Source organism: Streptococcus oralis subsp. tigurinus, assembly GCF_002356415.1.
Lineage (GTDB): Bacteria > Bacillota > Bacilli > Lactobacillales > Streptococcaceae > Streptococcus > Streptococcus oralis_F.
Map to the genome: position 1 here is coordinate 1,211,034 of NZ_AP018338.1, position 19,712 is coordinate 1,230,745.

A 19,712-nucleotide genomic window follows, 5' to 3' on the forward strand; every position below is an offset into this window, starting at 1 on the left:
AAAATATTTCTCAACTAGATCGCTTCTGTGACAAAACTACGGCTTTCAAGCACTCTAAGCATGGCATTAGCTGTATCTAAGGCTGTAAAAAGTGGCACACCGTGTTCAATGGCTGAACGACGGATTTGCTCACCATCTTCGTCAGCAGTTCGTTTGGTTCCGACAGTATTGATGATCGCTTGGACTTTTCCTTTACGGACATAGCTTGGGATATCCTGTTCATCGTCACCAATCTTACCAACAGGTTGGGCTTCGAGTCCATGACTGGCAAAGAAGGCTGCTGTCCCTTCTGTCGCGAGGATACCGTAGCCGATATTTTGGAAACGGCGAGCCAAGTCCAAGGCTTCATCTTTGGCATCATCAGCGATGGTGAAGACCACATTCCCAAAGGTTGGCAAGTGTAAGTAAGAAGCTTCAAAAGCTTTATAGAGAGCTTTTTCCAAAGTCGTATCAGAACCCATGACTTCACCTGTTGACTTCATTTCAGGGCCGAGCAAGCTGTCTACCTTAGCTAGTTTGGTAAAGGAGAAGACTGGAGCCTTGATATGAACGCGAGTACTTTCAGGATAAAGTCCATCTTGGTAGCCAAGTTCTTCAAGACTTTGCCCAAGAATCAGCTTAGTCGCTACCTGAGCCATAGGAATATTAGTTACCTTAGAAAGGAATGGCACTGTACGGCTGGCACGTGGATTAACCTCAATCACATAAACTTTTTCATCCTTGATGACAAACTGGATGTTCATCATGCCAAGACAGTTAAGACCAATTGCTAGGCGTTTGGTATAGTCTGCGATGGTTTCCTGAACCTTTTGCGACAAGGTTTGTGGTGGGTAAACGGCCATTGAGTCACCTGAGTGAACACCGGCACGTTCGATATGTTCCATGATACCAGGGATAAGGACATTTTCTCCGTCTGAAATGGCATCAACTTCACACTCTTGCCCAACGATGTAAGAGTCAACAAGTACTGGGTGGTCTGGACTAGCCTTAACAGCGGTACGCATGTAAGAACGAAGGTCTTCTTCGTTTTCTACAATTTCCATAGCACGTCCCCCCAAGACATAAGATGGGCGAACGAGGACTGGGAAACCAATCTTGCGAGCTGCAAGCACTGCTTCTTCTTCATTGGTAGCCGTTTGACCTGGTGGCTGTGGAATATCCAAGTCTTTAAGGGCTTGTTCAAAGAGGTCACGGTCTTCGGCACGGTCCAAGTCAGCTACTTGGGTACCAAGGATGGTCACACCTGCTTTTGCCAAAGGCTCCGCAAGGTTGATGGCTGTTTGACCACCAAACTGAACAATAACACCTTTTGGTTGTTCCAAATCGATAACATTCATGACATCTTCGAATGTCAATGGTTCAAAGTAGAGCTTGTCAGACACAGAGAAGTCTGTAGAAACGGTCTCTGGATTTGAGTTCATGATGATAGCTTCATAGCCAGCAGCCTGGATAGCCTTAACTGAGTGAACAGTTGCGTAGTCAAACTCAACTCCTTGTCCGATACGGATTGGACCTGAACCTAGGACAAGTACAGATTCCTTATCAGATTTGATAGATTCATTTTCCCAACCATATGTTGAATAGAAATATGGTGTTTCAGAGTCAAACTCTGCCGCACAAGTATCAACCATCTTGTAGACTGGGATAATCTTGTTTTCCAAACGAAGTTGGCGAACTTGGTCAGCTGTCGTTTTCCAGAGTTCAGCAATCTTACGGTCTGAAAATCCATTGAGTTTAGCTGTTTTCAAGACTTCTAGATCTTGTGGATGGGCACCCAATTCTTGCTCAATTTCAAAGATGTGCAAGAGCTTATCAAGATAAAAGATATCAATCTTAGTCAATTCAGCAATTTCTTCTGGTGTGTAACCACGGCGAATAGCTTCTGATACGTAGAAGAGACGGTCGTCTTGGGCCTTGACAACCTTTTCAATCAAGGCATCATCAGAAACGGTTGCCAGTTCAGGCATTTCATTGTGGTGAACCCCAATTTCAAGTGAACGACAGGCTTTTAGAAGAGATTCCTCGATGTTACGACCAATGGCCATGACTTCCCCAGTCGCTTTCATCTGAGTTCCAAGACGACGCTCACCTTTTTCAAACTTGTCAAATGGGAAACGTGGAATTTTCGCAACGACGTAGTCAAGGGCTGGCTCAAACATGGCATAAGTTGAACCTGTAACTGGGTTGATGACCTCATCCAGGGTCAAACCGACAGCAATCTTGGCAGCTAATTTGGCAATCGGATAACCCGTCGCCTTAGAAGCAAGGGCTGACGAACGCGATACACGAGGGTTTACTTCGATAACATAGTACTTGAAGCTATGCGGATCAAGGGCCAGCTGAACGTTACACCCACCTTCAATCTTGAGAGCGCGGATAATGCTCAAGCTCGCGTCACGGAGCATTTGGTTTTCATAGTCCGACATGGTTTGCGCAGGAGCAAATACAATAGAATCCCCTGTATGAATCCCAACTGGGTCAAAGTTTTCCATGTTACAAACAACGAGGGCATTGTCAGCTGAATCACGCATGACTTCGTATTCAATTTCCTTGAAACCGGCAATGGAACGTTCAATCAAACATTGGGTAACAGGTGACAATTTCAACCCATTTTCAGCGATTTCACGCAATTCTTCCTCGTTGGCACACATACCGCCACCAGTACCACCAAGGGTAAAGGCTGGACGAACTATAACAGGATAGCCAATTGACGCCGCAAAGGCAATAGCTTCTTCAACTGTGTTGACAATTTCAGATTCAGGGATTGGTTGCTCAAGCTCTTCCATCAATTGTTTAAAGAGGTCACGATCTTCCGCTTGATCAATGGCAGATAATTTAGTTCCCAGAAGTTCAACACCAAGCTCATCAAGGATACCGTTTTTAGACAATTCCATGGCCATGTTGAGACCTGTCTGACCACCAAGTGTTGGTAGCAAGGCATCTGGACGTTCCTTACGAAGAATACGTGTCACAAACTCAAGTGTAATCGGTTCGATGTAAACCTTATCAGCAATCTCCTTGTCCGTCATGATGGTTGCAGGGTTTGAGTTCACCAAAACAACCTCATAGCCCTCCTCTTTCAAAGACAAGCAAGCCTGGGTCCCAGCGTAGTCAAACTCAGCAGCCTGACCAATAATAATCGGACCAGAACCAATCACCATAATTTTTTGAATATCAGTACGTTTAGGCATTTATAAGATATTAAGGGCGTCAAGCGGACAAAGCTAAAATAGGAGTTATGACGAAGAACTGTCAGTTCTAGGAATAACTATCTTTTTAGCACAGTCCGTAGCCCGTATTCAGTTCAGCAAATACGGATCACCCTTCTCCTTTCTATTCGGCAACTCTCTGGTTGCCATTAAATAAATTCTCCGACGATTTTTTAGAGAAACGATATTTTTCGATAAAAAATCTAGTGCAGGGAGTTTTTAGTTCACCCAATAGCGACTAAAAGAAACGACCTGTCTTTCTATTCGTCGCCTCACAGAGCGACATTAAATAAGATACAAAGGACGAATAGAAAGCGATTGAATTTTAGGAAACCAAGGAAGGATTGACAATTCAAGTTGGTTTCTCTAAATTCCGAGCTTTCCGTCCGTGTTCAGTTACATAAATTCTCCGACGAGCTTTTACTCGTTCTTAGTTTGCTTGTTTAAAGGCTTCCATCATCTCGATAAATTCATCAAATAGGTAGCTTGCGTCGTGTGGACCAGGAGCTGCGTCTGGGTGGAATTGTACAGAAAAACCTGGTTGGTATCTGTGGCGAACTCCTTCAACTGATTTGTCATTGATTTCTTCGTGGGTAATGATCAAATGATCTGGCAAATCCTCGCGGCTGACTGCATAACCATGGTTCTGGCTGGTGAAGTCTATACGACCTGTAGCAATTTCACGTACTGCATGGTTAAAGCCACGGTGACCAAACTTCATCTTGTAAGTCTTTGCCCCGTTTGCCATAGCAAAGAGTTGATGACCCATACAGATACCAAAGATTGGAATTTTCCCTTGCACACCACGAATCATGTCCAGTGCTTCTGGAACGTCTTCTGGGTTACCTGGACCATTTGACAACATAACTCCATCAGGATTGAGGTGGAGAATTTCTTCCGCCGTTGTTGAGTACGGAACGACGGTCACATTACAGTTGCGCTTGGAAAGTTCACGTAAGATTGAGTGCTTGAGCCCAAAGTCTACTAAGACCACACTCAAACCAACTCCAGGAGCTGGATATGAAGTTTTAGTAGAAACCTGCTTGATATTATCTGTCGGAAGGACTGTTGCTTGGAGCTGATCCGTCACATGGTCCATACTGTCTCCAACATGAGTCAAGGTTGCACGCATAGTACCATGCTTACGAATAATCTTGGTAAGTGCACGGGTGTCAATTCCTGAAATACCAGGGATTTTCTTAGCTTTCAAAAATTCATCCAAGGTCATTTGGTTGCGCCAGTTACTTGCTCTACGCGCTTCTTCGAAAACGACAACTCCCTTACAAGTCGGAATAATGGATTCGTAATCATCACGGTTAATTCCATAATTTCCCACCAAAGGATAGGTAAAGGTCAAGATTTGTCCATTATAAGACTGGTCTGTAATGGATTCTTGATAGCCGGTCATCCCTGTATTAAAGACGATTTCGCCTGTTACATCAATATCTGCTCCGAAGGCCTTGCCTTCAAAAACTGTGCCATCTTCTAATACTAGAAGTCTTTTTGTCATATTTTCACCTCTCGTGGACGCTCACTGGCGTCTTTTAACGTCTTGTGTTTTAGTTGGCGTTTCTACTCGCCAATACGGATTCTAAGATTGCCATTCGAACAAAGACACCGTTGGTCATTTGTTGGACAATGCGTGATTTTGGCGCTTCAACCAAGTGGTCAGCAATTTCCACATCTCGATTAACTGGAGCAGGATGCATAATGATTGCTGTTTCTTTTAAGCGATTATAGCGCTCTTGGTTCAAGCCGTGTTGAGCATGGTAATCTTCTTTTGAAAAAACGGCTCCACTTTCGTGGCGTTCATGTTGAACTCGGAGTAACATCAAAACATCCACCTGATCAACAATCTCATCAATAGTTACAAACTGTCCATAGTCCGCAAACTCTTGACTTCTCCATTCCTCAGGCCCTGCAAAAAAGAGTTCAGCACCCAAGCGTTTCAAAATCTGCATATTGGATTTGGCAACACGTGAGTGGTCCAAGTCACCTGCAATAGCAACCTTGAGACCCTCAAAGTGACCAAATTCCTCATAAATGGTCATCAAATCAAGCAGGCTCTGGCTAGGGTGTTGACCTGAACCATCTCCACCATTGATAATGGAAGTCGTAATGGTTGGACTCGCAATCAGTTCTTTGTAATAATCGACCTCTGGGTGGCGAATCACGCAGACATCTACACCAAGCGCAGACAAGGTTAAGATGGTATCATAAAGTGTCTCACCCTTGTTTACTGAGCTGGTCTTCACATCAAAGTCAAGTCGCTCCAGCCCTAGCTTAATCTCTGCCACTTCAAAAGATTTATGCGTCCGTGTAGAATCCTCAAAGAAAAGATTGGAAACAATCGGATGGTCTTCATAAGGGAGCTGGGCTCCGTTTTTAAACTCAATCCCTCGTTTGATCAATTTCATCACTTGATCAACAGTGAGGTCTTCCATGGAAACCACATGGTTCAATGCTTGTTGATTTTCTGACATGGCTACTCCTTCAGCTTTCTAAGCTTCTTCAGTAATCAGAACTCTGTCTTGGCCATCAAGTTCTGTCATCTCTACGATGATTTCTTCAGAACGACTGGTTGGGATATTTTTCCCGACGTAATCTGGACGAATTGGCAATTCTCTATGTCCACGATCGACTAGAACTGCTAAACTCACTCGCGCAGGACGACCATGACCAACAATATTATCAATAGCGGCACGGATGGTACGGCCTGTATAGAGTACATCATCCACCAAGATAACTTCACGGTCAGTCACATCAACAGAAATCAAAGAAGTATCTTCTCCGCTTTTAACATCGTCACGGAAAGGTTTAGTGTCCAATTCCACAACAGGAACTGTGATGTTTTCCAACTGCTCCAAGCGCTCTTTGATACGATGAGCGATGAAAACACCACGCGTTTTTATCCCAGCTAAGATAATTTTATTCAAATCTTTATTGCGCTCGATAATCTCATAAGTAATTCGCGTAATCGCTCGTTTGACAGTCAATTCGTCTACAACTTCTTTTGTCTTCATGACAAACCTCCAAAAAGAAAAGTCTCCTTCTGCAAGGAGACTTGAAATGTATAGCCAAGCGAGCCCTACTGTAAACAGTATAGACTTCACCCTTCTACTTTATCGCGCTCCTTGCCTGCCTCACGGGACAGGTTTAAAGGACTATTTAGTTATCATTTACTATAGCACAAAGCACCCTTAAAATCAAGCAAAAACTTTTTCAGAGTCCGCTTAAACATTGCTAAAATCATATAACTGGGGATAGTGGTCACATTCTGGATTTTTAGGATGACAGATAGCTCGTCCAAAGTAAATCATGGCCTGGTGGGCTGCTAACCATTCTTCTGGTGGCAGAACGTCCATGACACGTTTTTCTACTTCAAGTGGCGTAGCTGATTTTTTAACGATATCGTGATGCTTACAGATACGCTCCACATGAGTGTCCACTGCAAAAGCAGGAATTCCAAAGCCCACACTCAATACTACATTTGCTGTTTTACGACCAACACCAGCTAGACTTTCTAATTCCTCTCGAGTCTGAGGCACTTGACCATCAAAATCGTCTAGTAACTGTTGGGCACATTTTTTAAGGAATTTAGCCTTATTTCGATACAGTCCCAGACGAGAAATGTGTGAAGCAATTTCACTTTCAGTCGCGACAGACATGGCATGTGGTGTTGGAAAGGCAGCGAAGAGACCTGGTGTGGCCTTATTTACCGCTGCATCTGTCGTCTGAGCTGACAACATCACCGCAACCAAGAGTTCAAAATGATTGGTAAAATCAAGACTAGGCTTAGCATCTGGAAAAAGGGCAATGATTTCCTCTATGACATGACGGGCACGTTTCTTGGATAAAACCATCTACTCGTCTCCATTAAATAGTCCTTGCAAGCCAGCAAATGGACTGTTTTCTTCTTTCTTGACTGCTTGTTGGGCTTGGTATTCTTCCTCAGTCATGATTTTCCAGTCATTTCCTGACACAAAACCTTGGCCCGCCTCTTCTTCTGCCGTCAAGACTTTGATAGGAATATTGAGCAGAATATTATCTGCTACGCTCTCAGCAAGGTCAATTTCCCCATTTTCGATAGGCAAGACTAAGTCATCGTCTAGAACTTCCTGGTCCAGTTGGTTGGTCTCTCCTTCCATGAAAACTTCTGTGACTGGATAAGATTCATCTAACTCAACTGGCTCCATACTACGACTTGAAGCAAGAACAATGGTATATGACAACTGATAGTCTAAGAAATACAGACGGTCTTCGTACTGCACCTTCCCAACAGCAAGGATATCTTTGACATCTAAAATTTCTTGATTTCGTTTACGCAAGTCTGCTGCCAGGTCTAAAGCTTGTTCAAAGTGTAGACCTTCAGGCTGCTTACTAATTTCTTGAATATGTAACTTCATATTTCCTCCATAAAGATGTACTCACTTGATTATACCATGAAAAGGCTATAAGTCAGCCTCCCAAACTTTGATATTAAAATTTCATTTTTTAACATATTTACTATGGCATATTTTCTGATTAGTGCTATACTATAGGCAAGAATACATCAGAGCAAGGAGGATGCTCATATGGAAGACAAAGCACTCATCACTGAAGCTTACCAACTACTTTCCGAGTTAAATCAAAGTTTCCAAAATTGCAAACAAGGTACAGCCGATGATTTTCGTCTACAAGAACTGCTGAACACCACTCTTAAGAAACTAAAAAAAGCGGAAAAGATTGACAACAGTATCTTAATCGACCTTGAGAAATTTTACCAACGTACCAGTCTACTGATTGGACTGGGTAGCCTAAAACTGAATGATCAAGCTCGTGCTGCTTGGCGCAACTATGACAAGTTCCACTACGAACATGTCAAACACGTACTGACTCTCTATGGACCTGTTTTCGGATTCTGATACTTTTCGAAAATCTCTTCAAACCACGTCAGCTTCGCCTTGCCGTTAGTATGGGTTACTGACTTCGTCAGCTCTATCTGCAACCTCAAAGCTGTGCTTTGAGCAGTCTTTGGGTCGCTTCCTAGTTTGCTCTTTGATTTTCATTGAGTATAAAAACTAGAATTTCCTGTTTTCTATTGACAAAATTTCCTCAAAAGTATAGGATAGAGGGTACTAATACTCGGAGGTAAGGGAGACATGAACAACTAAGTCTATCAAATAAAGAATCTTTATTTAGTAGATCTTGTTTTTGTCTCTTTTTGTGTGCTCTTTTTATACTAGATTTTCTAGTATCTTGTCCCCATTGAAAATCAAAAAACTAGAAAGCTAACCGTCTGCTCCTTTTGGGTTGGGGTAGGCAGCTCCAAGCTAGTTTGACGAGCTTTTTAACGAGGAAAATAGAGTTTTGACAGTGACTTTGAGCTCTACTAGATAAAGTAGAGCTTTTTGTTATGCACTATCGACATTCTAGAAAGGGCAACAATATGATAAAAATCAATCATCTATCCATCACTCAAAACAAAGATCTACGAGATCTTGTATCTGACTTAAGCATGACTATCCAAGACGGGGAAAAGGTTGCTATTATTGGCGAAGAAGGAAATGGCAAATCAACCTTGCTACGAGCTTTAATGGGGGAAAAATTGACTGATTTCACTATCAAGGGAGACATCCAATCTGATCTTCAATCACTGGCCTACATTCCTCAAAAACTCCCTGAAATCCTGAAAAATAGGACTCTACACGACTACTTCTTTTTGGATTCTACTGAATTAGACTACAGCATTCTTTATCGTTTGGCGGAGGAGTTGCACTTTGATAGCGACCGTTTTGCTAGCGACCAAGAAATTGGCAGCCTATCAGGGGGAGAAGCTTTGAAAATTCAGCTCATTCACGAGTTAGCAAAACCTTTTGAGATTCTTTTTTTAGATGAACCTTCAAATGACCTTGACCTTGAGACGGTTGATTGGCTAAAAAGGCAGATTCGAAAGATTAGGCAAACTGTTATTTTCATTTCCCATGATGAAGACTTTCTTTCTCAAACGGCAGATACTATTGTCCACTTGCGACTGGTCAAGCATCGGAAAGAAGCGGAAACGCTAGTCGAGCATTTAGACTATGATCGCTATAGTGAGCAGAGAAAGGCTAATTTTGCAAGACAAAGCCAGCAAGCTGCTAACGACCAGAGAGCCTATGACAAAACCATGGAAAAACATCGCCGCGTCAAGCAAAATGTAGAAACTGCACTTCGAGCTACCAAAGACAGTACTGCCGGTCGCCTATTGGCTAAAAAGATGAAAACTGTTCTCTCTCAAGAAAAACGCTTTGAAAAGGAAGCTCAGTCCATGACCCAAATGCCACTTGAAGAGGAGCAAATCCAACTTTTCTTCTCAGACATCCAACCATTACCGGCTTCTAAAGTCTTAATTCAACTTGAAAAAGAAAATTTGTCCATTGGCGAGCGTATTTTAGCTCAGGAGTTACGACTAACGGTCCGTGGCCAAGATAAAATCGGTATCATCGGGCCAAATGGTGCTGGAAAATCAACTCTGTTAGCCAAGTTGCAGCAACTACTAAGCGCCAAAAGAGAGATTTCCCTTGGTTATATGCCACAAGATTACCACAAAAAACTGCAATTGGATTTATCTCCAGTAGCCTACCTCAGCCACACTGGACAAAAAGAAGAACTACAGAAAATCCAATCTCACCTAGCCAGTCTCAATTTCAGCTATCCAGAGATGCACCACCAAATCCGCTCCCTATCTGGCGGGCAACAAGGTAAACTCCTAATTTTGGATTTAGTGTTGCGCAAACCAAACTTTCTCCTTCTGGATGAGCCTACACGAAACTTTTCTCCAACTTCCCAACCCGAAATCAGAAAACTCTTTGCATCTTATCCCGGCGGTCTGATCACTGTTTCTCATGACAGACGTTTTCTAAAAGAGGTCTGTAGGGCCATCTATCGTTTGACAGAACATGGTTTGGAGGTAGTTAATTTAGACGATTTATAAATGTTGAACATAGCAAAAATCCAGAGACGACCTCTGGATTTTTTTACATTTGTTTCAAGCGTTCGATTCGTTCTGAGATAGGTGGGTGGGTATAAAAGAGTTTTTGAAGTCCCCCACCTTTCTTCGGATCATTGATATAAAGAGCGCTGCTGGCATCATCGACATGGTGATGCATCGGCTCGCTATTTTCCAACTTACGCAAGGCATTGATCATCCCTTGAGGATTACGAGTCAGCTCCACACTGGATGCATCCGCCAGAAATTCCCTCTGACGGGAAATGGCTAATTGCACCAAGGTTGCTGCGAGAGGTGCTAGAACAATGGCTAAGAGAGAGATAACAAGCATGATAATCTCCAAACCATTTCCATCACGATCATTATCACTCCGTCTGCGACCTGCGCCACCCCACCACATCATCCGTCCTGCCATACTAGACAGAAGGGTAATGGCACTGGCGAGGGCGACAGCAATGGTCGAAATGCGGATATCGTAGTTTCGGATATGACTGACCTCATGCCCCATAACAGCTTCCAGTTCCTCGCGATTCATGATAGCTAGAAGACCCGAAGTGGCTGCTACTGCTGCATTCTGCGGGTTTGAACCTGTTGCAAAGGCATTTAAAGAAGAATCCTCAATGATGAAAACACGCGGCATGGGAATCTGAGCCACCATGGCCATATCTTCTACTACATGGTAGAGGTCTGGAGCTGTTTGCTCATCAACCTCACGCGCCCCATTCATAGACATGACAATCTCTGTCGATTGAAAGATCATGGTCAGAGCGTAGATAAGACCAATAATCAAGGCAATAATCATGCCACCAAGACCTGAACGCATGAAGAGATAGCCAACCGCATAACCAACCAAGCCTAAGAGTAGGAAGAAAACCAGCAACAAAATCCAGGTTTTTCGTTTATTGCTCGCAATTTGATCAAACAACATCTTAGTCACCTAATCCGCTAAAGTCAACTTTAGGAACAGCCTTTTCCTCTTCAGGTGTTTGAAGGAAGTCTGCAGCTTTAAAGCCAAATAGCCCTGCGATGATGTTACTTGGGAAGCTTTCAAGTTTTACATTGTAGTTGCTGACAACACTGTTGTAGAGTTGGCGTGAATATGAAATTTTATTTTCTGTATTGGTCAACTCTTCTTGCAATTTGATAAAATTAGCACTAGCTTTCAAGTCTGGGTAATTCTCTGCTACTGCAAAGATACCAGAAATCTGGCGGGTAAGGGCATCACTGGCCTTCATAGCTTCTGCCGGTGAAGTTGCTGCGGCTACTTGTCTACGAAGTTCTGTCACTTTTTCCAAGGTAGAACCTTCATATTTCGCATAGCCTTTGACTGTTTCAATCAAGTTTGGGAGGAGATCATTACGACGCTTCAACTGAACATCGATCTGGCTCCAAGCCTCCTTGGTCTGCATACGATTTTTAACCAAACCGTTATAGCTAACAATCACAAAAATAACAATCAGAGCCAAAACTCCAAGAATAATCCAAGTCATAATCTTATTCCTTTCTGCTTTTAGATTACTACCAGTATATCAAAATTTTAACGAATATGGTAAAATAAGATGATACTAGAGAAGGAAATAACTATGAAACCAGAAACATTTTACGACTTGCTAGCGAAGCAAAACCTTCCACTTTCAGACCAGCAAAAAGAACAATTTGAACGGTATTTTGAACTCTTGGTCGAGTGGAATGAAAAGATTAACCTGACCGCTATCACTGACAAAGAAGAAGTCTACCTTAAACACTTTTATGATTCGATTGCACCTATCCTACAAGGTTTGATTTCAAATGAAACTATCAAACTTCTTGATATCGGCGCTGGAGCAGGATTTCCTAGTCTTCCTATGAAAATCCTCTATCCTCAGTTAGATGTGACCATCATTGATTCGCTAAATAAGCGCATCAACTTCCTCCAACTCTTGGCTCAGGAGCTGAACTTGGACGGAGTTCACTTCTACCATGGTCGTGCAGAAGACTTTGCCCAAGACAAGAACTTCCGTGCTCAATATGATTTTGTAACGGCTCGTGCTGTTGCTCGTATGCAGGTTTTGTCTGAACTGACCATTCCCTATCTTAAAGTCGGTGGAAAACTATTGGCACTCAAGGCCAGCAATGCGCCCGAGGAATTGCTAGAAGCCAAGAACGCCCTCAACCTCCTCTTTAGCAAGGTAGAGAACAACCTCAGCTATGCCCTGCCAAATGGAGATCCGCGCTACATCACTGTCGTCGAAAAGAAAAAGGAAACACCTAACAAGTACCCAAGAAAGGCTGGCATGCCCAACAAACGCCCACTTTAAACAATGGTGAGCCCTTGTTTAAAGTTCAGAAAACAATTTACAAAATCATACCTCGCTCTCGTATTTCTAGGCTCGGGAAAAATTCGTTTACAAAACGAATTTTTTCTGCTATACTATCCTAAGCAAAGGTTTTTAATGTCATCCTGTGAGGTGACGAAGGCGCAGATTTATATAAATTTTTAAAAGATAGCTATTTTTTAAAAAGTCTTACTCTGAGGGCCTATTGCTGTAAAATAATGGGCTCTTTTTTGGTGCCCAAAAGTGAGGTTTTTATGAAACAGGAATCAACTGTTGACTTGTTACTAGACGTTGATCAACGTCCTTCTGCTGGTAAAGGTATTCTTCTAAGTTTCCAGCACGTATTTGCCATGTTTGGTGCAACCATTCTCGTTCCCTTAATTTTGGGAATGCCCGTATCGGTTGCTCTCTTTGCTTCTGGTATTGGAACACTTATCTACATGATTTCTACTGGCTTTAAGGTTCCAGTTTATCTAGGTTCTTCATTTGCCTTTATCACAGCGATGTCTCTAGCCATGAAAGAAATGGGAGGCGATGTCTCTGCCGCTCAAACTGGGGTTATCCTGACTGGTTTAGTCTATGTCCTTGTAGCAGCAAGTGTTCGTTTTGCAGGTACGAAATGGATTGACAAACTCTTGCCACCAATCATTATCGGACCTATGATTATCGTTATCGGTCTTGGTCTTGCTGGTTCTGCTGTAACGAATGCTGGACTTGTAGCAGACGGAAACTGGAGGAACGCTCTTGTAGCTGTCGTGACGTTCTTGATTGCCGCCTTTATCAATACAAAAGGAAAAGGCTTCCTCCGTATCATTCCTTTCCTCTTTGCCATCATCGGTGGTTATATCTTCGCTATGATGCTTGGTTTGGTTGACTTTACCCCAGTCCTTCAAGCCAACTGGTTTGAAATTCCTGGTTTCTACTTGCCATTTAGTACAGGTGGAGCATTTAAAGAGTACAACTTGTACTTCGGTCCTGAAACAATCGCCATCTTGCCAATCGCTATTGTAACAATTTCAGAACACATCGGAGACCACACAGTTTTAAGCCAAATCTGTGGCCGTCAATTCCTGAAAGAACCAGGACTTCACCGTACGCTTCTCGGTGACGGTATCGCGACATCAGTATCTGCTTTCCTCGGTGGACCAGCTAATACGACTTACGGAGAAAATACAGGGGTTATCGGGATGACTCGTATCGCTTCTGTCTCCGTTATCCGTAACGCGGCCTTCATCGCCATTGCTCTTAGCTTCCTAGGTAAATTCACTGCCTTGATTTCAACCATTCCAAATGCTGTGCTTGGTGGCATGTCCATCCTTCTCTACGGAGTTATCGCCAGCAATGGTTTGAAAGTTTTGATTAAGGAACGTGTTGACTTCAGTCAAATGCGTAACCTCATCATTGCCAGTGCCATGTTGGTACTTGGACTTGGTGGAGCCATCCTCAAACTTGGCCCAGTTACACTTTCAGGTACTGCTTTATCAGCCATGACAGGAATTATCTTAAACTTGATTTTGCCACACGAAAATAAAGACTAATCATCTATACACACAAAACCCACTCGATTGAGTGGATTTTTTTATTACTTACTCTTTATTTCCAGCAATAAATCTTTCAATGAAATAATGGTCACGGCTAGTAAAATCATGGCCATACCGACAAAATCAATCGCATAAAACTGTTCCTTCATAATCAGAAAGGCAAAGAAAACAGCAGAAATTGGCTCTATGGAAGCTAATAAACTAGACTTAACAGGGCCTATCAGACTAGCCCCTTTTAGAAAAGCTGTATAGGCAAAGACCGTTCCGATAATGATAATCCCAGCAAATGCAAAGAGAAAATCTAAGCTAGTCGGTATGCTGGCCTGTAAGACTCCTGTAAAGGGAAGAGCCACTACACCAGAAATAACCATCCCAACACCAATCACCGAAATACTGCCCCACTTCTTAATCAAAGCGATGGGAAGGATAATATAGAGAGCATAGGTCAAGGCAGAAAAGAGACCCCAGAAAAGACCAGCAGGTGTGACAGACAACTGGTCAACTTTCCCGTGCGTCGCAATCAGAAAAGTTCCTCCAATTGCTAAACCAATCGAAATAATCTCAGCCAGTGTCGGTGCTACCTTGTCCTTGATACAGGTATAAATCAAGATCCCAACGGGGCATACATACTGGAGAACTGTCGCCGTTCCAGCATTGGTTTCCTGAATGGCAGAAAGATAAGCAAACTGGTTTAAGAAAAGTCCAAACAAGGCAAATAACAGCAGAGATAAAAGGCTTTTTCTGTCTTTAAAAAAAGCATAGAGTTTATCCCTTGCAGTCATATAGGATAAGGCTACCAGTGCCAAGCCTGCAATGATAAGTCGAAAATTGGTCAAGACCAGAGCAGAAACCCCGTGTGCCATCAGGTATTGACCACTAGTTCCAGACAAGCCCCAAGCAATCCCTGCCACTACTGTATACAGAGTTCCTTTTAATGTTTTTGACATGCTTCACCCCTACTTATCTTGACGAATCATTTCCATTACTTGATTTCGATCGACTATCCACTGGGCACGCTCATCCTTCTCATACGTTCGATTGGATAAAAAGATGGCAGCCTCCTGCTTCTCTCGATTCCACATGATAAAGGTACCAGTATAGCCCGTATGGTCGAGCCAAGCTCCTTCCAGATTCCAGGCTAGGGAACGCTCCTTATCATCTAAGGGAGAAAAATTTTGGCTCAAATCTGCTGCAAAATCATCTTTTAAGTAATGTTCCAGAAAGATTTGCAAATCCTTAACAGTTGAAAATAAACCAGCACTTCCAGCATGTTTACCCAAAAGACGAGCTTTGGGATCGTGGATACTACCTGCCGCTACTCCTCTAACTGTTGGTACAGCAAACTCAACGGGACCAAACATTGTTTCTTTCATCCCCCACGGGTTCAAAACTTGTTCTTCTATAATCTGATCCAAGTCTTGATTAAAGATTTTTTCCAAAAGAAAGCCCAAGAGTAAAAAGTGAACGTCCGAGTATAGGAAGGCTGGCTGACTTCGTCTATTGAGGTGAAACATGGCTTCTTTTAATTCTTCAGAATCCAACTGGTCTCTATGAGGAATAAAGGGGTCCAGATCTGTTGCGTGGGTCAAGAGTTGACGAATAGTGATATCTGGGTAATCACATGCAACAAAAAAGTCCGTCACTGGTCGATCAATGTCTAGTTTCCTCTGTTGCCACAAGAAGGTCAAGACTGTCCCTACTCCCACAACCTTACTCACACTGGCTAGGTCATAGACTAGCCCTGACTCTGTTTTCAAACCTTTCTCAGGATCACTTAAGCCTAGGTAAGATTCTTTCCATTTACCATCCTTAAAATACGCAAAAGAGGCCCCGGGATAGACCCCTGCCTCGATTTGATCTTCTATTTTTCTTAGAATTTTTGTCCACTTCATGCTTCTTCAAACCACAATTCGATGTTATTGGTATCTTTACCAAGGAAGAATTTTTCAGACTTTGGAATAAAATAGTCTGTGCCTTCAAATTTCTGACGAAGACTAGTCAACTCTAGATCCTTTACCAAAAATTTCAGCATAGACAAGTCCCAGGTAACATTGTTTTCAACAGCCAAATCTGGACCTTGCCCTTGAGTAAAGGTAATGGCATTGGTCGCCAATTCTGAATCAAGTAAACTCTCCCTGTCCTCAGGCAGACGGAGTTCAACGGAAACTTCAAATTGACTCAAGTATTTTATACTTTTATTTGAATAAAATTCAGGAATCGTATCTAGCGGAACTAAGTCTTCAATATGATTTTCCGCATGAACAAGGATCACATCCTGTTCAGGAGAAACAATCTCAAAAGCATAACCACAGCTTCCTTTAAATAGGCGAGGAAGGGACTTCATCTGTGAAAGAAGGTCCTCGATTTCAGAAGGATTATCAACCTTCACCACGAGTCTAGCGAGTTTCTTAAGCCCTTCAACTCTGCGTGTTCGCATGCTCGGAGCTTCTTCTAGAATCAACCTCTCAGTACCTGTCTGGTCTCCCAAGGAAAGAAAGGCCGACTCTTCTAACAAGGGTTTCATCCCTAGGGTTTCAATGTAAAATTTTTCATTTAATTTTCGGTTATTAACTTTCAAAGTCGGAATGATCCGAACAATCTCATTCACACTCATAAATTCCTCCAACTCTTTTATTTTAAAGGATTTTCGAATATTTTACAAGACATATCTGATTTATTTAGAAATTTTATAACAAAAAACTGGGTTTCCCCAGTTTCGTTTCTTATAGGTAAAGTAGTTTGAATACTGCTACTGCTGCAATACCCGCTGCAATTGGAGCTACAACCGGAACCCAAGCATACCACCATTTTGAATCACCCTTGTGTTGACCAAGAACCGATTTTGGAAGAACAGCGTGAAGGAGACGTGGTCCAAAGTCACGAGCTGGGTTCAAAGCAGGTCCAGTAGGTCCACCGAGTGAAGTTACCAAGGCCATTACTAGGAAACCAAGTCCTAAATGAGCTACTGAAAGACCTGCTGTTGTGTGTGGTGCTATTTGAGCTTTGATAGCTAATTCAGAAAAGTCAACTGTTTGATTAGCCTGCGTTGCCATTTGTTTCATGTATTGCATTACTTCTGCACCAAAAAAGTTTTTAGTCATACCTAGTGCTGCAAAAAAGAGAACGAACGAACCAACAAACTCGTTGATAAACCCGTTAACAGATGCTGCAAAGTGTGATTCTTTTGTTCCTTGGTCAACATTTGAAATCGTTGAGAAAGTTCCCAAGATATTATTTGGATTTTCTGTTTTCAAGTAGTAAGGACGATGAGTTGCAACAACCAAAGCTTGTCCGAAGATTGCTCCCAAAACTTGTGCGATAATGTATGGCACTACTTGAGCCCAAGGGAAAAGTCCGCTAACTGCAAGACCAAGAGTGAAAGCTGGGTTGATGTGGTTACCAGATACATTACCAAACATCAAGGCCGGAATCATAACCCCCATACCATAACCAACAGCGATAACGAGCCAGCCACTTTGGTGACCTTTCGTACCTTTAAGTTCAACGTTAGCAACTGCACCATTACCAAGAATGATCAAAATAGCAGTTCCCAAGAATTCAGTGGCATATTTAATAGCCCATGTAAAATCCATTTGATAGATTCTCCTTCAATTTTTTTAGACAATCCTTATTCTATCAATTTTTAGGCCTTTTAGCAACAGATTTTCTAAAAGAATCTCTGGAAAACGCTTTATTTAATCTATCTTTAAGAAAAGGACAAAAGAAGTCAAACTCCTTTCATCCTTTTCATTAATCTTGACGTTGACCAAAGTCTGCAATCATCTGCTCCATTTCTTGTCGACTCGGAGTTGTCATCATATACAGGTAATCTCCTTGAAGTTCCGCAAAGGCAGCTGGCATGATCTTCTTAACCTTGAACTGATGGCTGTATTTGGCAAGCAAGTCTTCTTCTGAATAAACATAGTTGACATTGGCACGACGTGAAGTTGCCAAGCAATACTGGGGCTCAAACTCTGAACTTGGAAACTCTTCTCCTGCGACAATAGCTGCATAGCCACGATAGAGGTCCAAAGAGTGAGCAAAGTTATAAACATCAATGGTAAAGCCACCTGCAGGACGGTTATTGTACTCAATGGCAATGTAGTCGTCCCCGTCACGAAAGAACTCGATATGGAAAAAGCGTTCTCTCATGCCAAATTCCTTGACAATGGCCTCCCCATACTTGCGCAGTTTGGGATCCATATCCTTAAGCACATAGTAGGAATTGTCCATCTTATAAATCATGAGATCAAGTGGTGTATGGGCGTAGTCAAAAGTCGTTGAAAAGACGATATTACCATCCTTGTCCACTAGTCCATCAAAGGTACAGATTTCGCTGGAAGTGACAAATTTCTCAAAGAAATAAACGGTTGAATGGTCCCATTCTTCCTTGAAGTGATTTACATCGTCTTCTGTCTCAAGCTTAAAGGTTGCTGCCGCTCCCACTCCATTATCCGGTTTGGCAATCATTGGTAGGCCAATCGTCTCGACTGCTTGGTCTACATCTGCTTCTGTCTGGATAACAGTGCCAGGTACAACAGGTACACCTGCCTTTTGGAAGAGTTTCTTCATTTCAGACTTAAACTTGGTTTTTTTAAGGTCTTCGGGTTTGGCACCAAAGACATTGAATTGTTCTCGTAGGGCTGCGTCTAGTTCAAGCCAGTATTCATTGTGCGACTCGATACGGTCGATAGGACCATGCTTGTAGAAAAGAAAGGCAACAGCACGCTTGACTTCGTCTATGTTCTCAAGATTATCTACACGGAAATACTCGGTTAGGCTATTGCGCAAAGGTTCATCTAGTTGTTCGTAAGGCTCCTGACCAATTCCCAAAACGGTGATGCCTTTATTAGCTAGCTCGATGGTAAACTGTTGAAAGTTTTGCGGATAGTAGGGAGAAATAACAAGGTAATTCATAGGCAACTCCTTTTATAGATACAGGTGTCCAAGAAAATAGGGCATTTGTTTACGCCACCATTCCCAGTCGTGGGCGACATCGTGCCCCCATTCAGCAAACCAGGCTGGAATTTGTTTCTGGTCAAAGGCTTCTTTGAGCTTGTAGAAGGATGGCAGACCGTCTTGTTCCCAGGCACCAAGGCCCGTACAAACGACAATCTCCGCCTGACGATAACGATCGATAAACCAGCCGTCGTTTTGATTCCAGATATAATCTACAGGTGAGTTTTGGTAAATAGCATCATCATTGTAGTAATCGCCAACGAAGAAACGTGCATCATAAACACCACTGAGGGCAATCACCTTGGTAAAGACATCTGGATGCTGGAGGAAGAAATTAAGTGCATGGTAGGCCCCCATTGAGCAACCTGTTGTCATCATACCGTCAAACCAACCTGTCTTATGCTTTATAAAAGGAATCGCCTCCTCAATCACATAACGCTCATAGGCACGGTGCATTTCAGCTTGGTCATGACTATTTTTCCAAGTGGCCAACCAGCTCTCACTGTCAACACTGGATAGGGTAAAGAACTGAACACGACCTTCTTCGATAAAGGAAGAACAGGCATCAATCATGCCAAAATCATAGTATTCATTGTGACTACCACCAGATGAAGCAAAAACAACAACTGGAATCCCAGCATGTCCATAACGGTTTAGGTACATTTCACGGTTGAGATTGCCACTCCAGTGGCTAAGGTTTTCAATATGCATTGGCTTT

General features: G+C 42.6%; 18 protein-coding genes. 4 read left to right on the forward strand and 14 right to left on the reverse strand.

Features of this window, described 5'->3' with window-relative positions:
* Window positions 1–14: 14 nt before the first annotated feature.
* The 6 genes from carB to STO1_RS06200 all read right to left on the reverse strand — a co-directional run bounded on the left by carB (window position 15) and on the right by STO1_RS06200 (window position 7,615).
* A complete protein-coding gene (carB, locus tag STO1_RS06175; RefSeq protein WP_096422430.1) occupies window positions 15–3,191 on the reverse strand; it encodes a carbamoyl-phosphate synthase large subunit in 3,177 nt (1,058 codons plus the stop codon).
* A gap of 448 nt (window positions 3,192–3,639) precedes the next feature.
* Window positions 3,640–4,719 carry a carbamoyl phosphate synthase small subunit gene (locus tag STO1_RS06180; RefSeq protein ID WP_000166844.1) on the reverse strand — a complete coding sequence of 360 codons (1,080 nt, stop codon included), beginning with the start codon at window positions 4,717–4,719 and terminating at the stop codon, window positions 3,640–3,642.
* 49 nt (window positions 4,720–4,768) lie between these two features.
* A complete protein-coding gene (locus tag STO1_RS06185; protein WP_007521513.1) occupies window positions 4,769–5,692 on the reverse strand; it encodes an aspartate carbamoyltransferase catalytic subunit in 924 nt (307 codons plus the stop codon).
* Between the two features lie 18 nt (window positions 5,693–5,710).
* Window positions 5,711–6,232: a bifunctional pyr operon transcriptional regulator/uracil phosphoribosyltransferase PyrR gene (gene pyrR / locus STO1_RS06190; RefSeq protein ID WP_000850018.1), complete on the reverse strand. Its 522-nt coding sequence runs from the start codon at window positions 6,230–6,232 to the stop codon at window positions 5,711–5,713.
* A gap of 210 nt (window positions 6,233–6,442) precedes the next feature.
* Window positions 6,443–7,072, reverse strand: a complete 630-nt coding sequence (nth, locus tag STO1_RS06195; protein ID WP_096422432.1) for an endonuclease III — start codon at window positions 7,070–7,072, stop codon at window positions 6,443–6,445.
* On the reverse strand, window positions 7,073–7,615 hold the full coding sequence (locus STO1_RS06200; RefSeq protein WP_096422434.1) for a YceD family protein: 543 nt from the start codon (window positions 7,613–7,615) through the stop codon (window positions 7,073–7,075).
* A 168-nt stretch (window positions 7,616–7,783) separates the two neighbouring features.
* Between STO1_RS06200 and STO1_RS06205 the strand changes: the two genes are divergently transcribed.
* Together STO1_RS06205 and STO1_RS06210 are read left to right on the forward strand one after the other, a co-directional pair.
* Window positions 7,784–8,113 carry a hypothetical protein gene (locus STO1_RS06205; RefSeq protein ID WP_007521509.1) on the forward strand — a complete coding sequence of 110 codons (330 nt, stop codon included), beginning with the start codon at window positions 7,784–7,786 and terminating at the stop codon, window positions 8,111–8,113.
* 491 nt (window positions 8,114–8,604) lie between these two features.
* On the forward strand, window positions 8,605–10,164 hold the full coding sequence (locus tag STO1_RS06210; protein ID WP_096422436.1) for an ATP-binding cassette domain-containing protein: 1,560 nt from the start codon (window positions 8,605–8,607) through the stop codon (window positions 10,162–10,164).
* Window positions 10,165–10,207: 43 nt separating this feature from the next.
* Here STO1_RS06210 and htpX read toward each other — a convergent pair whose 3' ends face one another.
* Together htpX and STO1_RS06220 are read right to left on the reverse strand one after the other, a co-directional pair.
* Window positions 10,208–11,107, reverse strand: a complete 900-nt coding sequence (gene htpX / locus STO1_RS06215; protein WP_096422438.1) for a zinc metalloprotease HtpX — start codon at window positions 11,105–11,107, stop codon at window positions 10,208–10,210.
* A gap of 1 nt (window position 11,108) precedes the next feature.
* Window positions 11,109–11,669: a LemA family protein gene (locus STO1_RS06220; RefSeq protein WP_000219838.1), complete on the reverse strand. Its 561-nt coding sequence runs from the start codon at window positions 11,667–11,669 to the stop codon at window positions 11,109–11,111.
* A gap of 93 nt (window positions 11,670–11,762) precedes the next feature.
* Between STO1_RS06220 and rsmG the strand changes: the two genes are divergently transcribed.
* Together rsmG and STO1_RS06230 are read left to right on the forward strand one after the other, a co-directional pair.
* Window positions 11,763–12,476 carry a 16S rRNA (guanine(527)-N(7))-methyltransferase RsmG gene (rsmG, locus tag STO1_RS06225; RefSeq protein WP_045616915.1) on the forward strand — a complete coding sequence of 238 codons (714 nt, stop codon included), beginning with the start codon at window positions 11,763–11,765 and terminating at the stop codon, window positions 12,474–12,476.
* Between the two features lie 272 nt (window positions 12,477–12,748).
* Window positions 12,749–14,032: a uracil-xanthine permease family protein gene (locus STO1_RS06230; RefSeq protein WP_172843645.1), complete on the forward strand. Its 1,284-nt coding sequence runs from the start codon at window positions 12,749–12,751 to the stop codon at window positions 14,030–14,032.
* A gap of 44 nt (window positions 14,033–14,076) precedes the next feature.
* Here STO1_RS06230 and STO1_RS06235 read toward each other — a convergent pair whose 3' ends face one another.
* The 6 genes from STO1_RS06235 to STO1_RS06260 all read right to left on the reverse strand — a co-directional run bounded on the left by STO1_RS06235 (window position 14,077) and on the right by STO1_RS06260 (window position 19,705).
* Window positions 14,077–14,982: a DMT family transporter gene (locus STO1_RS06235; RefSeq protein ID WP_096422442.1), complete on the reverse strand. Its 906-nt coding sequence runs from the start codon at window positions 14,980–14,982 to the stop codon at window positions 14,077–14,079.
* A 9-nt stretch (window positions 14,983–14,991) separates the two neighbouring features.
* Entirely contained in the window at window positions 14,992–15,927 is a 936-nt protein-coding gene (locus STO1_RS06240; RefSeq protein ID WP_061588087.1) for a serine hydrolase domain-containing protein, read from the reverse strand.
* A complete protein-coding gene (locus STO1_RS06245) occupies window positions 15,924–16,649 on the reverse strand; it encodes a CppA N-terminal domain-containing protein (protein ID WP_045616911.1) in 726 nt (241 codons plus the stop codon). Before STO1_RS06245 ends, STO1_RS06240 begins: the two co-directional genes overlap by 4 nt.
* A 109-nt stretch (window positions 16,650–16,758) precedes the next feature.
* Entirely contained in the window at window positions 16,759–17,628 is an 870-nt protein-coding gene (gla, locus tag STO1_RS06250) for an aquaglyceroporin Gla (protein ID WP_057488548.1), read from the reverse strand.
* Window positions 17,629–17,785: 157 nt separating this feature from the next.
* Entirely contained in the window at window positions 17,786–18,952 is a 1,167-nt protein-coding gene (locus tag STO1_RS06255) for an ATP-grasp domain-containing protein (RefSeq protein ID WP_061588085.1), read from the reverse strand.
* 12 nt (window positions 18,953–18,964) lie between these two features.
* Window positions 18,965–19,705, reverse strand: a complete 741-nt coding sequence (locus tag STO1_RS06260; RefSeq protein ID WP_096422444.1) for an esterase family protein — start codon at window positions 19,703–19,705, stop codon at window positions 18,965–18,967.
* Window positions 19,706–19,712 lie beyond the last annotated feature (7 nt).

Excerpts from the sequence above, each read along its gene's own strand:
- STO1_RS06245 (WP_045616911.1), bottom strand. The coding sequence starts at position 16,649 with ATGAGTGTGAATGAGATTGTTCGGATCATTCCGACTTTGAAAGTTAAT.
- pyrR (WP_000850018.1), bottom strand. The coding sequence starts at position 6,232 with ATGAAGACAAAAGAAGTTGTAGACGAATTGACTGTCAAACGAGCGATT.
- STO1_RS06230 (WP_172843645.1), top strand. The coding sequence starts at position 12,749 with ATGAAACAGGAATCAACTGTTGACTTGTTACTAGACGTTGATCAACGT.
- STO1_RS06200 (WP_096422434.1), bottom strand. The coding sequence starts at position 7,615 with ATGAAGTTACATATTCAAGAAATTAGTAAGCAGCCTGAAGGTCTACAC.
- STO1_RS06210 (WP_096422436.1), top strand. The coding sequence starts at position 8,605 with ATGCACTATCGACATTCTAGAAAGGGCAACAATATGATAAAAATCAAT.
- nth (WP_096422432.1), bottom strand. The coding sequence starts at position 7,072 with ATGGTTTTATCCAAGAAACGTGCCCGTCATGTCATAGAGGAAATCATT.
- gla (WP_057488548.1), bottom strand. The coding sequence starts at position 17,628 with ATGGATTTTACATGGGCTATTAAATATGCCACTGAATTCTTGGGAACT.
- STO1_RS06220 (WP_000219838.1), bottom strand. The coding sequence starts at position 11,669 with ATGACTTGGATTATTCTTGGAGTTTTGGCTCTGATTGTTATTTTTGTG.
- rsmG (WP_045616915.1), top strand. The coding sequence starts at position 11,763 with ATGAAACCAGAAACATTTTACGACTTGCTAGCGAAGCAAAACCTTCCA.
- STO1_RS06255 (WP_061588085.1), bottom strand. The coding sequence starts at position 18,952 with ATGAATTACCTTGTTATTTCTCCCTACTATCCGCAAAACTTTCAACAG.
- carB (WP_096422430.1), bottom strand. The coding sequence starts at position 3,191 with ATGCCTAAACGTACTGATATTCAAAAAATTATGGTGATTGGTTCTGGT.
- STO1_RS06205 (WP_007521509.1), top strand. The coding sequence starts at position 7,784 with ATGGAAGACAAAGCACTCATCACTGAAGCTTACCAACTACTTTCCGAG.
- STO1_RS06180 (WP_000166844.1), bottom strand. The coding sequence starts at position 4,719 with ATGACAAAAAGACTTCTAGTATTAGAAGATGGCACAGTTTTTGAAGGC.
- STO1_RS06260 (WP_096422444.1), bottom strand. The coding sequence starts at position 19,705 with ATGCATATTGAAAACCTTAGCCACTGGAGTGGCAATCTCAACCGTGAA.
- STO1_RS06240 (WP_061588087.1), bottom strand. The coding sequence starts at position 15,927 with ATGAAGTGGACAAAAATTCTAAGAAAAATAGAAGATCAAATCGAGGCA.
- htpX (WP_096422438.1), bottom strand. The coding sequence starts at position 11,107 with ATGTTGTTTGATCAAATTGCGAGCAATAAACGAAAAACCTGGATTTTG.
- STO1_RS06185 (WP_007521513.1), bottom strand. The coding sequence starts at position 5,692 with ATGTCAGAAAATCAACAAGCATTGAACCATGTGGTTTCCATGGAAGAC.
- STO1_RS06235 (WP_096422442.1), bottom strand. The coding sequence starts at position 14,982 with ATGTCAAAAACATTAAAAGGAACTCTGTATACAGTAGTGGCAGGGATT.